Annotated in this window: 15 protein-coding genes; 14 read left to right on the forward strand and 1 reads right to left on the reverse strand. The window is 67.4% G+C overall.

The features are described 5' to 3' along the window. Positions 1-26 precede the first annotated feature (26 nt). From MJ605_RS00680 to MJ605_RS00710, 7 genes are all read left to right on the forward strand, one after another. The gene (locus MJ605_RS00680; protein ID WP_243038918.1) at positions 27-887 is read left to right on the forward strand and encodes a YicC/YloC family endoribonuclease; all 861 of its coding nucleotides are present in this window, start codon (positions 27-29) and stop codon (positions 885-887) included. Then, positions 884-1525, forward strand: coding sequence for a guanylate kinase (gene gmk, locus MJ605_RS00685; protein WP_243038920.1), 642 nt, complete (start codon positions 884-886; stop codon positions 1523-1525). The genes MJ605_RS00680 and gmk overlap by 4 nt, the downstream gene beginning before the upstream one ends. A gap of 142 nt (positions 1526-1667) precedes the next feature. After that, positions 1668-2504 (forward strand): ABC transporter ATP-binding protein, encoded by an 837-nt coding sequence (locus MJ605_RS00690; protein WP_243038921.1) that lies wholly within the window; start codon positions 1668-1670, stop codon positions 2502-2504. Then, the gene (gene mlaE, locus MJ605_RS00695; RefSeq protein ID WP_243038923.1) at positions 2501-3274 is read left to right on the forward strand and encodes a lipid asymmetry maintenance ABC transporter permease subunit MlaE; all 774 of its coding nucleotides are present in this window, start codon (positions 2501-2503) and stop codon (positions 3272-3274) included. The genes MJ605_RS00690 and mlaE overlap by 4 nt, the downstream gene beginning before the upstream one ends. A 46-nt stretch (positions 3275-3320) precedes the next feature. Further along, positions 3321-4178, forward strand: coding sequence for an outer membrane lipid asymmetry maintenance protein MlaD (gene mlaD / locus MJ605_RS00700; protein WP_243038926.1), 858 nt, complete (start codon positions 3321-3323; stop codon positions 4176-4178). Positions 4179-4231: 53 nt separating this feature from the next. Next, positions 4232-4909 carry an MlaC/ttg2D family ABC transporter substrate-binding protein gene (locus tag MJ605_RS00705; protein ID WP_243038928.1) on the forward strand — a complete coding sequence of 226 codons (678 nt, stop codon included), beginning with the start codon at positions 4232-4234 and terminating at the stop codon, positions 4907-4909. Then, positions 4906-5208: an STAS domain-containing protein gene (locus MJ605_RS00710; RefSeq protein WP_243038930.1), complete on the forward strand. Its 303-nt coding sequence runs from the start codon at positions 4906-4908 to the stop codon at positions 5206-5208. The genes MJ605_RS00705 and MJ605_RS00710 overlap by 4 nt, the downstream gene beginning before the upstream one ends. Before the next feature lie 72 nt (positions 5209-5280). On the opposite strand, the gene MJ605_RS00715 is transcribed toward MJ605_RS00710, so the two are convergent. After that, complete coding sequence (locus tag MJ605_RS00715; RefSeq protein WP_243038933.1) at positions 5281-6129, reverse strand: MlaA family lipoprotein; 849 nt, start codon at positions 6127-6129, stop codon at positions 5281-5283. Between the two features lie 201 nt (positions 6130-6330). Between MJ605_RS00715 and rpoZ the strand changes: the two genes are divergently transcribed. The 7 genes from rpoZ to MJ605_RS00750 all read left to right on the forward strand — a co-directional run bounded on the left by rpoZ (position 6331) and on the right by MJ605_RS00750 (position 14506). Then, positions 6331-6621, forward strand: coding sequence for a DNA-directed RNA polymerase subunit omega (gene rpoZ, locus MJ605_RS00720; protein ID WP_038614834.1), 291 nt, complete (start codon positions 6331-6333; stop codon positions 6619-6621). 133 nt (positions 6622-6754) lie between these two features. After that, entirely contained in the window at positions 6755-8920 is a 2166-nt protein-coding gene (locus tag MJ605_RS00725; RefSeq protein ID WP_243038935.1) for a RelA/SpoT family protein, read from the forward strand. Between the two features lie 87 nt (positions 8921-9007). Further along, complete coding sequence (locus MJ605_RS00730; RefSeq protein ID WP_243038937.1) at positions 9008-9391, forward strand: RidA family protein; 384 nt, start codon at positions 9008-9010, stop codon at positions 9389-9391. Between the two features lie 80 nt (positions 9392-9471). Beyond that, entirely contained in the window at positions 9472-11592 is a 2121-nt protein-coding gene (gene recG, locus MJ605_RS00735; protein WP_243038938.1) for an ATP-dependent DNA helicase RecG, read from the forward strand. A gap of 106 nt (positions 11593-11698) precedes the next feature. Further along, positions 11699-12616 carry a nucleoside hydrolase gene (locus MJ605_RS00740; RefSeq protein ID WP_243038940.1) on the forward strand — a complete coding sequence of 306 codons (918 nt, stop codon included), beginning with the start codon at positions 11699-11701 and terminating at the stop codon, positions 12614-12616. Between the two features lie 95 nt (positions 12617-12711). Then, the gene (locus MJ605_RS00745; RefSeq protein ID WP_243038942.1) at positions 12712-12957 is read left to right on the forward strand and encodes a type B 50S ribosomal protein L31; all 246 of its coding nucleotides are present in this window, start codon (positions 12712-12714) and stop codon (positions 12955-12957) included. A 253-nt stretch (positions 12958-13210) separates the two neighbouring features. Beyond that, complete coding sequence (locus MJ605_RS00750) at positions 13211-14506, forward strand: citrate synthase (RefSeq protein ID WP_243038943.1); 1296 nt, start codon at positions 13211-13213, stop codon at positions 14504-14506. The last annotated feature ends 28 nt before the right edge of the window (positions 14507-14534 follow it).

Raw genomic sequence — 14534 nt, forward strand, 5'->3', positions numbered from 1 at the left:
CCCTTTCCCGATACCGCAGGTTCCCGATGATCCGCAGCATGACGGCTTATGCCTCCGCCGAGGCGACCGGCCCCGCCGGCACGCTCAGCTGCGAGCTGCGCACGGTCAACCACCGCTATCTCGAGCTGAGCCCGCGCCTGCCGGACGAGTTGCGCGTATTCGAGCCGGCCCTGCGCGAGCGCATCGCCGCGCGCCTGTCGCGCGGCAAGGTGGACGTCACCGTGCGCCTGCGCGGCGAGACCCGCGCCGATTCGCTGCAGGTGAACAGCGCCGCTCTGGCGCGCTTGTCCGAGCTGGCGCTGGACCTGGAAGCACGTTTCCCGCGCATGGCCATCGAGTTCACCGAGCTGTTGCGCTTCCCCGGCGTGCTGCAGCAGGCCGAGGTGGACCCGGACGTGCTGCAGGCGGCCTTGCTGGACGTGCTGGAGCGCGCCCTGGACGCGCTGACCGCCACCCGCGAGCGCGAGGGCGCCAAGCTGGCGGCCCTGCTGAAGGAGCGCCTGGACGCCATCGAGCGCATCGTGGCCGAGGTACGCGGGTTCATGCCGCAGATCCGCGAGGGCCTGCGCGCCCGCCTGGAATCGCGCCTGGCGGACCTCAAGCAGCCGGCCGATCCCGGCCGCCTGGAACAGGAACTGGTGCTGCAGATCACCCGCAGCGACGTGGACGAGGAACTGGACCGCCTCAGCACCCATATCGCCGAGACGCGACGCGTGCTGAGCACCGCCGAGCCGGTCGGCCGCCGCCTGGACTTCCTGATGCAGGAGTTCAACCGCGAGGCGAACACGCTCGGCTCCAAGGCGGTGGACGGCCGCAGCACCAACGCGGCAGTGGAGCTGAAGGTGCTGATCGAGCAGATGCGCGAACAGGTACAGAACATCGAATGACTACCGACACCCCCCCGCCGTCGAGCGCCGAAGGCACCCTGTTCGTGGTCGCCGCGCCCTCCGGCGCGGGCAAGTCCACCCTGGTCAATGCGCTGCTGGAGCGCGAGCCGGCCATCTCGCTGTCGATCTCGCACACCACGCGCCCGCCGCGTCCGGGCGAGCAGTACGGCCGCCACTACTACTTCGTCGAGCGCCACGAATTCGAGCGTGAGATCGCCGAGGGCGTCTTTCTCGAGCATGCCGAGGTGCACGGCAACCTCTACGGTACCTCGCGCACTACGGTGGATATGCTGCTGGGGCAGGGACGCGACGTGCTGCTGGAGATCGACTGGCAGGGCGCGCGGCAGATCCGCAAGGCCAAGCCGGACTGCGTGAGCGTGTTCATCCTGCCGCCTTCGCGGCCCGAACTGGAGCGCCGCCTTCGCGGCCGTGGCTCGGACAGCGCCGAGGTGATAGCGCGCCGCCTGCACAACTCGCGCGATGAGATCGCGCATGCGCACGAGTTCGACTACATCATCGTCAACGACGATTTCGACGTGGCGCTGGGCGACCTGCAGGCCATCGTGCGCGCGGTGCGCCAGCGCAGCGAACTGCAATGGCAGCGCCACGAGGCGCTGATCGCCGAGCTGCTGGCCTAGGCGTCTTTCCCTCCCAATAGAGAAGCCGGGAATTCGCAAGCCCTTGTTTCGTTAGCCATTACCGAACGCCACGTCGGCTGCTGCATGGCCTTCGCACGCATCTTCGGCTAACGTGGCGGCTTTCCCAGGCCACCACCCGCCCATGACCGATTCCGTTAGCGCCAAGCCCGACGACAGCGCCTTGGTGCGCGTCCGTGGCCTGACCACGGTGCTCAATGGCAAGAAGGTGTTCGACGCGCTGGACGTGGCGATCCCGCGCGGCAAGATCACCGCGATCATGGGACCCAGCGGCACCGGCAAGACCACCCTGCTCAAGCACATCACCGGCCAGATGCGCGGCGACGCGGGCGAGGTATGGGTGGATGGCCAGAACGTGCAGACGATCTCGCGGGAAAAGCTGTTCGAGCTGCGTGAGCGCATCGGCTACCTGTTCCAGAACTCCGCGCTGCTGACCGATTTCGACGTGTTCGAGAACGTGGCGTTCCCGCTGCGCCAGCACACCGACCTGCCGGAAGTGCTGATCCGCAACATCGTGCTGACCAAATTGCAGGCGGTGGGACTGCGCGGCGCGGCCGGGCTGATGCCTTCGGAGTTGTCCGGCGGCATGGCGCGCCGCGTGGCGCTGGCGCGCGCGATCGTGTTCGATCCCATGCTGATCCTGTACGACGAGCCGTTCGTGGGCCTGGACCCGATCGCGCTGAACCAGGTGCTCAAGCTGATCCGCACGCTAAACCAGACGCTGGGCATCACCAGCGTGCTGGTGGCGCACGAGCTGGAGGCGATCAAGCAGGTGGCCGACCACATCTACCTCATCGCCAACGGCAAGGTGGTGGCGCAGGGCGATCCGAACACCATCGCCGGCGACGGCTCGCCGTGGACTCGGCAGTTCTTCGGCGGCGAGGCCGACGGCCCGGTGCCGTTCCAGTACCCGGCGGGCGACTATGCCGCTTCGCTCGGCTTTCCGCGGAGTAACCCATGAGCGTGCCGATGAGCCGGGACAACATCGTGCTGCGCTCGCTGGCGCAGATCGGCGAATGCGGGCTGTTCCTGCTGCGCATGCTCGCCGCCGTGCCGCGCAGCCTGCGCCATTATCGCGAGACGTTGCGCCAGATCTGGTTCGTGGGCGCCATGAGCCTGATCATCATCATGGTCTGCGGCTTGTTCGTGGGCATGGTGCTGGGGCTGCAGCTGTACGACGTGCTGTCGATCTTTGGCGGCACCTCGGCCACCGGCACGGTGGTGGCGATCGCGATCTACCGCGAGCTGGGCCCGGTGGTCACCGCGCTGCTGTTCGCCGGCCGCGCCGGCACCTCGGTCACCGCCGAGATCGGCCTGATGCGCGCCACCGACCAGATCGCCGCGATGGAGATGATGGCGGTCGACCCGGTCGCCTACGTGGCGGTGCCGCGCTTCATCGCCGGCGTGATCGCCATGCCGCTGCTGAGCTGCGTGTTCTGCGCGCTGGGCATCTTCGGTGGCCACCTGGTCGGCGTGACCTGGCTGGGCATCGACAACGGCACCTTCTGGTCGAACATGACCGCCACCGTCGAGGTGGTGAAGGACGTGATCAACGGCGTGCTGTGGAAGAGCGTGGTGTTCGGCACCGTGGTGTCGCTGATCGCCGTGTTCCAGGGCTATACCACGCCGCCCACCAGCGAGGGCGTGGCCTATGCCACCACCCGCACCGTGGTCGCCTCGTCCATCGCCATCCTGGCGCTGGACTTCGTGCTCACCGCCTTCCTGATGTGAGCGCCGCCATGACCATCATCCCTTACCCCCTATCGAGGATCGTGCCGTGAGCCAGAGACCGTCCTATGCCGTCGGCACCGGCCTGTTCATCGTGCTCGGCTTTGCCGCGCTCGGCTATCTCGCTACCCAGACCACCTCGGTGGCCAACACCAGCCGCGGCCCCAGCTACACCGTCGAGGCGCACTTCGCCAACATCGGCCAGCTCAAGGAGCGCGCGCCGGTGAAGGTGGCCGGCGTGCGCGTCGGCCAGGTGCGTTCGATCACGCTCGAACCCGGCAAGGAAACGGCCGACGTGAAGCTGGCCATCGACCAGCGCTACGGCCAGATCCCGGACGATTCGGTCGCCACCATCTTCACCAGCGGCCTGCTGGGCGACCAGTACGTGGGCATCCAGTACGGCAGCTCGAAGAAGGTGCTGGCCGATGGCGGCACGCTGGCGCTGACCCGCCCGGCGCAGCAACTGGAAGAGATGCTTGGCAAGTTCTTCGGCGCCGGCGGCGCGGCCGACAACCTGGCCGGCAGCTACCGGGTCAAGGCGCGCTTCTCCAACATCGGCGCGCTGTCGGTGGGCGCACCGGTGAAGATGGCCGGCGTGGCCATCGGCAGCGTGCAGACCGTGAAGGCCGATCCGGTGAAGCTCGACGCCGAAGTCACCCTGGCCATCGACAAGAAATACAGCCAGATCCCGGACGACTCCGCCGCCGCCGTGTTCACCAGTGGTTTGATCGGCACGCAGTACGTTGCCATCCAGCCCGGCGGCTCGCCGGACATGCTCAAGGACGGCGACGAGCTGGTGCTGACCCAGTCGGCCATGCAGATCGAGGACCTGATCGGCAAGTTCCTGGTCAGCGGCTCGTCCTCCTCGTCCGGCGACAAGAAGGATGCCGACGGCGGCAAGCATTGATCCGGCGCGCCCCGGCCCGATATTCCACTCGATACAACGTCCAGGAGTCCCCCATGTTGCGCAGTCTGGCCATTGCCACCGCCCTTGCCTTCGGCAGCGTGATCGCCGCGACCCCGGCGCTTGCCCAGGATGCCCCGCAGGCCGCTGCCGCCCAGCAGAGCCCGGCCCAGGTGGTGCAGTCCATTTCCGACGCGCTGGCCAAGGCCATCGAGGGCCACCAGCAGGAGCTGAGGAACAACCACGAGAAGCTGATCGGGGTGATCGACAGCGTGTTCCTGCCGCACTTCGACATCGACTACGCGTCGATCCTGGTGCTCGGCCAGCATGCCCGCGAGGCCACGCCTGAGCAGCGCTCGCGCTTCGCCAAGGCGTTCTACAACTCCATCACCCACCGTTATGCCGAGGGCCTGCTCGACTACACCCGCGGCCGCGTGAAGGTGCTGCCGTTCAGCGGCGACCTCAACGACAAGCGCACCATCGTGCGCAGCCAGGTGGTGCTCGACGACGGCAAGACAGTGGCCGTGGACTATGCCTTCCGCAAGGACCGCGACGGCACCTGGAAGGCCTACGACGTCATCATCGAAGGCATCTCCTACATCACCAACTACCGCAACCAGGTCGATGCCGAGATCCGCAAGGTGGGCATGGACCAGCTGATCACCAACCTGGAAACCCAGGGCGAGAAGGCGCTGGAGACGATGGAGAAGGACTCCAAGGCGTCGCAGGGATGAGCACGGCCGGTGCGCCCCCGGTCCTTGACGAGGGCACGCCCGGCAGCGTGCGCGTCAGCGGCGAGCTGACCTTCGCCAATGCCGCCGCCGCGCTGGCGGCCATCGGTGCGTCGGTGGCGCGCGGGCGCGGCACGCTGGACCTGTCCGGGGTCACCCGCAGCGACAGCGCCGGTCTGGCCTGCGTGCTGGCGGTGCTGGCCGAGGCCGCCGGACGGGGCCATAAGCTCAACGTGCGCCACCTGCCCGAGGGCATGCGGCTGCTGGCCAGCGTGTGCGAGGTGGAAGGCCTGCTGGTCTGAGCGCCCGCCGGCCCAGACCACGAAAAAGGGGCCCGAGAGGCCCCTTTTTCGTGGTGGAACGGCAGATGCCGTTCAGTGCTGCTCGGCCGGTGCCGGGTTCTGCTCCTGCGCGGACTTCTGCTTGCTTTCCCACTTCTGCTGCTCGTCCAGCAACTGGTCGGGATCGAAGTTCTTGTCCTTCAGGCCCTGCAACTGCTCGATCACCTCGTTCGGCGGATTGCCGTCGTAGATCTGGTAGATGCGCTGCTGGCGGTAGGCGTCGCGGATGAAGGCGTAGGGATCGTAGGCGGAGTTGAGGAAGCTCTCCGCATCGATCGCGCTGGAGCGTATCGACACCAGGTACAGCAGCTCGGGCAGGTACTGCTGGCCGTACTCGTAATGGTTGTTGCGCTCGAAATAGCTCAGCGGATCGAAGAAGTAGCTGTCCACCGGCAGGCGCCACACGTCGCGCCCGGTGGTCGGGCCGAAGAACGGCAGCATCAGGTACGGGCCATCGGGCACGCCCCAGCGAGCCAGGGTGATGCCGAAGTCGGTCTCCTTCAACGGGATGCCGAGCTGGCTGGCCGGGTCGAAGAAGCCGCCGATGCCCAGGGTCAGGTTGACCAGGAAGCGGCCGCTGCCCGTGATGGCGTCCACCGGGCGGGCCTGCAGCAGGTCGTTGGCCACGGTGATCGGCATGTGGATATTGGTGAAGAAATCGTTCACGGAACGGCGGATGGTCGGATTGGTCACCTTGCGGTAACCGACCGCCACCGGACGGATCACCGCCTTGTCCAGCGAATCGTTGAAGGTATAGACCTTGCGGTTGAACTTCTCGTACGGATCGTCGGTGCGTGGCTTGGCGATCGTGCAGCCGGCCAGCAGAGCCATGGCCACCAGGGGCAGGCTGCGGACGAAAAGGGAGCGAAGGGCCGACGGCATGATGGCGACTGTCCTGGGGCAAGGGTAAGCGCAATATTGTACTTGCGGGTTTTTTATTTGTGTATAGATCCCTCCAAGTCTCGGGAAGAGAAGCTGGAGGCCGCGTGAACCGGGCATGATACGGCTTGCTGCATTGCCAGCAAAGCGGCCTTGAGGCTACACTGGCACACGATAAGTCGCTTTATTCCCTAAGGATTTCAGATGGCCCGCATTACCGTCGAAGACTGCCTGCAGGTGGTCGACAACCGCTTCGAACTGGTGTTGATGGCGACCAAGCGCGCCCGCCAGCTGTCCAAGGGTGCCGAGCCGGCAGTCAACCCCGACCACGACAAGCCGACCGTGCTGGCCCTGCGCGAGATCGCCGACCGCCGCATCGACCAGGCGACCATCGACGAGATCGACAAGGCCGAGCGCGAGCGCGCCGAGCGCGAGGCGCTGGAGTGGGCCGCCGCCGAGGTGGACGACGACCTCTCCAAGGGCGGAGACGACTGATGGACGGCGGCGGTTGTAGCCAGCGTTTCCACCGCGCCGGTTCATCCGGCGCTTTGCGCTGTTGCCTGCATGCCGCCACTCTCGCTACCCCGCGACGCAACGAGGCGGTCGCCTGAGCGGGGACCGAACATTCATGCCGGCCGTCACGGACTCCTCCCCTCTGGATACGTCGACGCTGCCGCCGTATGTGCAGGCCCTGAAGGAGCGCGTGGCCTACCTGCCCGAGGCGCAGGTGGCGCGCGTGGTGCGCGCCTACCAGGTGGGCGCGCTGGCGCATGAGGGCCAGGCCCGCAAGAGCGGCGAGCCCTACATCACGCATCCCGTGGCCGTGGCCGGCATCCTGGCCGAGCTGGGGCTGGATGCCGAAACCATCATCGCGGCGATCCTGCACGACACCCTGGAAGACACCGCGTTGAGCCGGACCGAGTTGTCCGGCGAGTTCGGCGAGACCGTGGCCGAGCTGGTCGACGGTGTCACCAAGCTGGACAAGATGCGCTTCTCCAGCCGCCAGGAGGCCGATGCGGAAAGCTTCCGCAAGATGCTGCTGGCGATGGCGCGCGACCTGCGCGTCATCCTGATCAAGCTCGCCGACCGCCTGCACAACATGCGCACGCTGGGCGCGAAGGATGCCCCGTCGCGCCGCCGCATCGCGCGCGAGACGCTGGAGATCTATGCGCCCATCGCGCAGCGGCTGGGCATGAACAAGTTCAAGGCCGAGCTGCAGGACCTGGGCTTCCGCGCGCTGTACCCCGACCGCTACCGCGTCATCAGCGAACGCATCCGCGCCGCGCTGGGCAACCGCCGCGAGGCGATGGGCAAGATCGAGACGGCGCTGTCCCAGCGCCTTGCTGCCGATCATCTGTCCGCGCGCGTGGTGGGCCGCATCAAGTCGCCGTGGAGCATCTATTCGAAGATGCTCAATGAGCACAAGAGCTTCGCGCAGCTGATGGACGTGTACGGCTTCCGCGTGGTGGTCGACTCGGCGATGAGCTGCTACATGGCGCTGGGCGCCGTGCACGGCCTGTACAAGCCGGTAGACCGCCGCTTCAAGGATTTCATCGCCATTCCCAAGGCCAACGGCTACCAGTCGCTGCACACCGTGCTGCTGGGGCCGTTCGGCGCGCCGATCGAGGTGCAGATCCGCACCGCCGAGATGGATTCGGTGGCCGAGCGCGGCGTGGCCGCGCACTGGGCCTACAAGACCGACTCCGGCCCGGCCAACAGCGCGCAGGCGCGCGCCCGCGAGTGGCTGTCCACGCTGGCCGACAGCCAGGCGCACGCGGGCTCCTCGTCGGAGTTCATCGAGAACGTCAAGATCGATCTGTTCCCGGACGAGGTCTACCTGTTCACCCCGCGCGGCGACATCCTGGCGTTGCCGCGCAACGCCACCGCGCTGGACTTCGCCTATGCCGTGCATACCGACGTGGGCGACCACGCGGTGGCCGCGCGCGTGGACAAGAAGCTGCTGCCGTTGCGCACGCGGCTGGAATCCGGGCAACTGGTGGAAATCATCACCGCGCCCTCGGCGGTGCCGAATCCGGCCTGGCTGGAATCGGTGGTCACCGGCAAGGCGCGCACGGCGATCCGCCAGTACCTCAAGCACCTGCAGCACGAGGACGCGGTGGATTTCGGCCACCGCATGCTCGACCGCGCGCTCGATGCGCTGGGCACCAGCCTGGATGCGATTCCGCCGGCCGTGCTCGACCGCTTCCTGGAAACCTCCAAGCTCAAGCGGCTGGAAGAACTGTTGTCCGACATCGCGCTGGGCAACCGCATGCCGCACCTGGTGGCAACCCAGCTGGTGGCGGCGCGCGGCAAGAAATCCACCGACGTGCAGCAGTCGCCGCACGCGGCGGAAAAGATCCGCATCACCGGCGCCGAACGCGGCGTGCTCAGCTTCAGCAACTGCTGCCACCCGCTGCCGGGCGACGAGATCATCGGCTATCTCTCCTCGGGCAAGGGCATCGTGGTGCACCGCGTGGAATGCCCGAACGTGGTGGAGCTGCGCAAGTCGCCGGAGCGCTGCGTGGCCATCGAATGGGACCGCGACGTGCAGGGCGACTACCGCGCCGAGCTGCGCATCGAGGTCATCAATCGCCCGGGTGTGCTGGCCACCGTGGCCGCGGCCATCGCCGCGGCGAACTCGAACATCGAGAACGTGGAATACGTCGAGCGCGACGCCGCCGCCGCCACGCTGCTGTTCGCGCTGGAAGTGAAGAACCGCAAGCACCTGGCCGAGGTGATCCGCCGTGTGCGCCGCACCGGCGTGGTGAGCGGGGCGTATCGCTATCCGCTTTGAGCGCGGCGGGATACGTCGTCGCCTCATTCCTCTCCGGCCGCCTCTCGCTCTAGACTGGGAAGCTCAGGCAACCCAAGAGGCTCATCCATGTCCCGAGACATCATCGCCACTGACAAGGCGCCCGCCGCCATCGGCCCGTACTCGCAGGCCGTGCGCACCGGAAACACCGTGTATTTCTCCGGCCAGATCCCGCTGGACCCGGCGACCGGCACCATGATCGAGGGCGATATCGCCGCGCAGACTCGCCGTGTGTTCGACAACCTCAAGGCGGTGGCCGAGGCCGCGGGCGGCTCGCTGGAGAAGATCGTGCGCATCGGCATCTACGTCACCAACCTCGGCCATTTCGCGACCGTCAACGAGATCATGGAGCAGTACTTCAAGGCGCCGTATCCGGCGCGCTCCACCATCGAGGTGTCGGCCCTGCCGAAGGTGGCCGACGTGGAAGTGGATGCCATCATGGTGCTCGACTGATCCATCGCGCCGCCCGGCGCCGACAGCCGATGAGGGTTCATCGGCTGCGCGGCGGGAGCGGGCTCGGTTAGGCTTGGCCGATGCCGCCCAGCCACGCGCTTCCCCACACGGTTCCCACGGTCGATCCCGGCGCCACGCCGGTATCGGCCTTGCCCGGCGTCGGGCCCGCCCTGGCCGAGACGCTGGGGCGCCTCGGGCTGGAGCGGGTGCAGGACCTGTGGTTCCATCTGCCGTTGCGCTACGAGGACAAGACACGCGTGACGGCCATCGCCGACCTGCGTCCGGGCGAGCGCGCCCAGGTGGAGGGCGTGGTCGAGGCGGTCGAGCGCGGTTTCCGCTACCGGCCGCAGCTGAAGGTGGCGATCGGCGACGACTCGCAGCAGACCCTGGTGTTGCGCTTCTTCCACTTCCATCGCGCCCAGGCCGAACAGCTCAAGCCGGGCGCGCGCCTGCTTTGCTACGGCGAGGTGCGCCAGGGGCCGCAGGGACTGGAAATGGTGCATCCGCAATACCAGCGGCTGCAGGGCGACGAGCCGGCCAGCGTGGATGAATTGCTCACGCCGGTCTATCCCACTACCGAAGGGCTGGGCCAGAAACGGCTGGCCGGGGTGATCGCCAAGGCGTTGGCGCTGCTGCCGCCCGACGCCGAGCTGGAACTGATTCCTCCGCCATTGTGCGCCGAGCATGGCCTGACCTCGCTGCGCGAGGCGCTGCTGTACGTGCATCGCCCGCCACCGGATGCACACCTGGGCCAGCTGACCGCGGGCCGGCATCCGGCCCAGCAGCGGCTGGCCTTCGAGGAATTGCTGACCCAGCACCTGAGCCTGAAGCGCATGCGCGCCGCGGTGCGCCGTCGCCATGCGCCCCGGCTGCGCGGTACCGGCCAGTTGCGCGAGCGCCTGCTGGCCAGCCTGCCGTTCGGCCTCACTGGCGCGCAGCGGCGGGTGAGCGAGGAAGTCGCCGCGGACCTCGCGCAGGCGCGCCCCATGCTGCGCCTGGTACAGGGCGACGTGGGCAGCGGCAAGACCATCGTGGCGGCACTGGCCGCGCTGGCGGCGGTGGAGTCGGGCCTGCAGGTGGCGCTGGTGGCGCCCACCGAACTGCTCGCCGAGCAGCATCTCCATCATTTCCGCCATTGGCTGACGCCGCTGGGCGTGGAAGTGGCCTGGCTGGCCGGCAAGGTGGCGGGCAAGGCGCGCCAGCAGGTGCTGCAGCGCGTGGCCGCCGGCGCCCACGTGGTGATCGGCACGCATGCGCTGATGCAGGAAGGCGTGGCCTTCGCGCAGCTGGGCCTGGTCATCGTGGACGAGCAGCACCGCTTCGGTGTGCAGCAGCGCCTGTCGCTGCGCGACAAGGGGGCGGACAGCACCTCGGGCCTGGTGCCGCACCAACTGGTGCTGACCGCCACGCCGATCCCGCGCACGCTCGCCATGAGCGCCTATGCGGACCTGGACGCCTCGGCCATCGATGAATTGCCGCCGGGACGCACGCCGGTGCAGACCATCGCCATTTCCAACGCGCGCCGCGCGGAAGTGATCGAGCGCATCCATGCGGCATGCCGCGAAGGACGGCAGGTCTATTGGGTATGCACGCTGATCGAGGAATCCGAGCAGTTGCGGGCGCAGGCCGCCGAGGTGGCGCACGCCGAACTGTCCGCCGCGCTGGCCGATTGCCGGGTGGGCCTGATCCATGGGCGCATGAAGCCCAAGGAAAAACAGGCGGTGATGGATGCCTTCAAGGCGGGCGAGCTGTCGGTGCTGGTCGCCACCACGGTGATCGAGGTAGGCGTGGACGTACCCAACGCCAGCCTGATGGTGATCGAGAACAGCGAGCGCCTGGGCCTGGCACAGTTGCACCAACTGCGCGGGCGAGTGGGGCGCGGCGCGGTGGCGTCCAATTGCGTGCTGCTGTACCAGCCGCCGATCGGCCAGTTGGCGCGCGAGCGCCTGCAAGTGATGCGCGACACCAACGACGGCTTCCGTATCGCCGAGAAGGATCTGGAGCTGCGCGGTCCCGGCGAGGTGCTGGGCACGCGCCAGACCGGCCAGCTCAGCTTTCGCATCGCCGATCTCTCCCGCGATGCCCACCTGCTTCCCGCCGTGCAGGAAGTGGGCGCTCATCTGCTGGCCCATCACCCGCGGCAGGCCGAGCGGCTCATCGCGCGCTGGATCGGCGGCGCCGCACGCTATGTCCACGCTTGAGGACGGGGAATAGGGAATGGAGAATAGGGAACCGGAAACGCCGGAACGCCGCGGCGCCACGTTTTCCCATCCCCATCCCCATCCCCATCCCCATCCCCATCCCCCCATGAAGCTACTGATCGACACCGACCCCGGCGTGGACGACGCGCTGGCCATCCTGATGGCCCATGCGCATGCCGACGTGCTGGGGCTGACCATCGGCGCCGGAAACGTGGGCCTGGGCCATACCGTGCGCAACGCGCGCACCCTGGTGGACCTGGTGGGCGTAGCCACGCCGGTGTTCGCCGGCTGCCCGAGCCCGTTGGTGCGCCTGCCGGAAGAGGACGCGGTGCACGTGCACGGCGCCGATGGCCTGGGCGACGTCGGCTTCCCGGAGCCGAAGGCGGTGGCCGCCGATGAGCACGCCGTGCACGCCATCCTGCGCCTCACCCGCGAGCAGCCCGGCCTGACCCTGGTGGCGCTGGGGCCGCTGACCAACCTGGCGCTGGCCGTGCGGCTCGATCCGAGCCTGCCGCAGCGCGTGCAGCGACTGGTCATCATGGGCGGCGCGGTCACCGGCCTGGGCAACACCGGCAAGATCCCCGCCGAGTTCAATATCGGCTTCGATCCGGAGGCGGCGCACGTGGTGTTCGAGGCGTTTTCGCGCTTCGACCTGGTCGACTGGGAAGTGGTGCTGCGCCATGCCTTCGACGACGAGGCATTCAATGGCTGGCTGGCGGCAGGCGACCGGCGCGCGACCTTCTTCGAACAGGTGTTCCGCACGGCGCGTGCCTTCAACGCCAAGCGCGGCCGCCGTGGCGTGATCGCCGCCGATGCGCTGGCCATGGCGGTGGCGATCGATCCCTCCATCGTCACGCGCGCGGAAGAACGCCATGTGGCGGTGGAACTGGACGGTCGCCTGACCCGCGGCGCCACCGTGGTGGACTGGACCGACCGCCTGGGCCGGCCGGCCCAGGCCCGCATCGTGATGTCGGTGGACCAGGAGCGCTTCGCGGCCATGGTGCGCCGGGCACTGGGCGCCTGAAACAGCGTCCCCGCGCCAAGTCACTGAGCTACTTGCCAATGGCTTGGGCCCATGGTTAAAATACCGCTCTTTTCACCCACCGCTTTGAGTCAGTCATGAAGCCCGATACCCATCCGAATTATCGCCCGGTGGTGTTCCAGGATCTGTCGTCCGACTTCGCGTTCCTGACGCGTTCGACGATTGCCACCAAGGAAACCGTCAAGTGGCAGGACGGCAACGAGTACCCGCTGGTCAAGGTGGATATCTCCAGCCATTCGCATCCGTTCTACACCGGCAAGCAGAAGTCGCTGGACACCGGCGGCCGCGTCGACAAGTTCCGTCGCCGCTACGCGCAGAAGTAATCGCGCGAGGCAGCCTGCGGCTGCCGTGGCGACACGGCGATCGCACGCATCCACACGGGGCGGGCCCAGGCTCGCCCCGTGTTTTTTTGCGCCTGGCATCCGACCATCCGCTAGGGCATGTTGGCTGAACGATATGCGATAATGGGCGGCGAGGTGTCGCAGCCATCCCCCCCATGCGACACCAATCCTACCTCGCCGGTCACCTCGGTCGACCCGAGACGCCGGCGACGACATTTCGTGAAGGAGGTTTTCCGTGTCCGATTCCAAGATCGTCAAGTTGGTGGATGAGTCGACCAGCCGCAGCAGCGAACTGCCCCTGCTCAGCGGCACCCTGGGTCCCGCATGCATCGACATCGGCACGCTGTACAAGGACACGGGCCACTTCACCTACGACCCGGGTTACGGCAGCACCGCCAGCACCAAGAGCGCCATCACCTACATCGATGGCGACGAGGGCGTGCTGCTCTACCGCGGCTACCCGATCGAGCAGCTGGCCGAGAAGTCCAGCTTCCTCGAAGTGGCCTACCTGCTGCTCAACGGCGAGCTGCCCTCCAAGGGCCAGTTCACCCAGTTCGAAGACCAGATCACGCATCACACGATGATGCACGAGTCCCTGAAGGACTTCTTCAAGGGCTTCCACCACGACGCGCACCCGATGGCCATGCTGGCCGCCTCGGTGGCCTCGCTGTCGGCCTTCTACCATGACGACATCGACGTGGATAACGCCGAGGACCGCAAGCTGGCCGCGATCCGCCTGATCGCCAAGATGCCGACCATCGCCGCCGCCTGCTACCGCTACTCGATTGGCTGGCCGTTCCGCTATCCGCGCAACAACCTCGAGTACGTCGACCGCTTCCTGCACATGATGTTCGAGGTGCCGAGCGAGCCGCTGGAACTGAGCCCGGTCGCCGCCAAGGCGCTGGACCTCCTGTTCATCCTGCACGCCGACCACGAGCAGAACGCCTCCACCTCGACGGTGCGCCTGGTCGGCTCGACCGGCGCCAACCCGTACGCCTCCATCGCCGCGGGCATCACCGCGCTGTGGGGCCCCGCGCATGGCGGCGCCAACGAGGCGGTGCTCAAGATGCTCGAGGAGATCGGCACGGCCGACAAGGTCGAGACCGCCGTCAAGCGCGCCAAGGACAAGAACGACAACTTCCGCCTGATGGGCTTCGGCCATCGCGTGTACAAGAACTTCGACCCGCGTGCCAAGATCATCCGCGAGATGACCCACAAGGTGCTGGGCGAGCTGGGCGTCAACGACCCGCTGCTTGAAGTGGCGATGAAGCTGGAAGAGGCGGCGCTGAAGGACGATTACTTCGTCGAGCGCAAGCTGTACCCGAACGTCGACTTCTACTCGGGCATCATCTACAAGGCGCTCGGCATCCCGACCGAGATGTTCACCGTGATGTTCGCCATCGCGCGCACCGCCGGCTGGATCGCGCACTGGATCGAGCAGCACGAGACCCCAGGCTCGCGCATCGGCCGTCCGCGCCAGATCTACACCGGCGCCAACGTGCGCGACTACGTGGCGGCGGACAAGCGCTGAGCGCGTTCGAAGTTGCGGTAAAAAGAAA

The sequence above is a fragment of the Dyella sedimenti genome (assembly GCF_022760995.1).
GTDB lineage: Bacteria > Pseudomonadota > Gammaproteobacteria > Xanthomonadales > Rhodanobacteraceae > Dyella > Dyella sedimenti.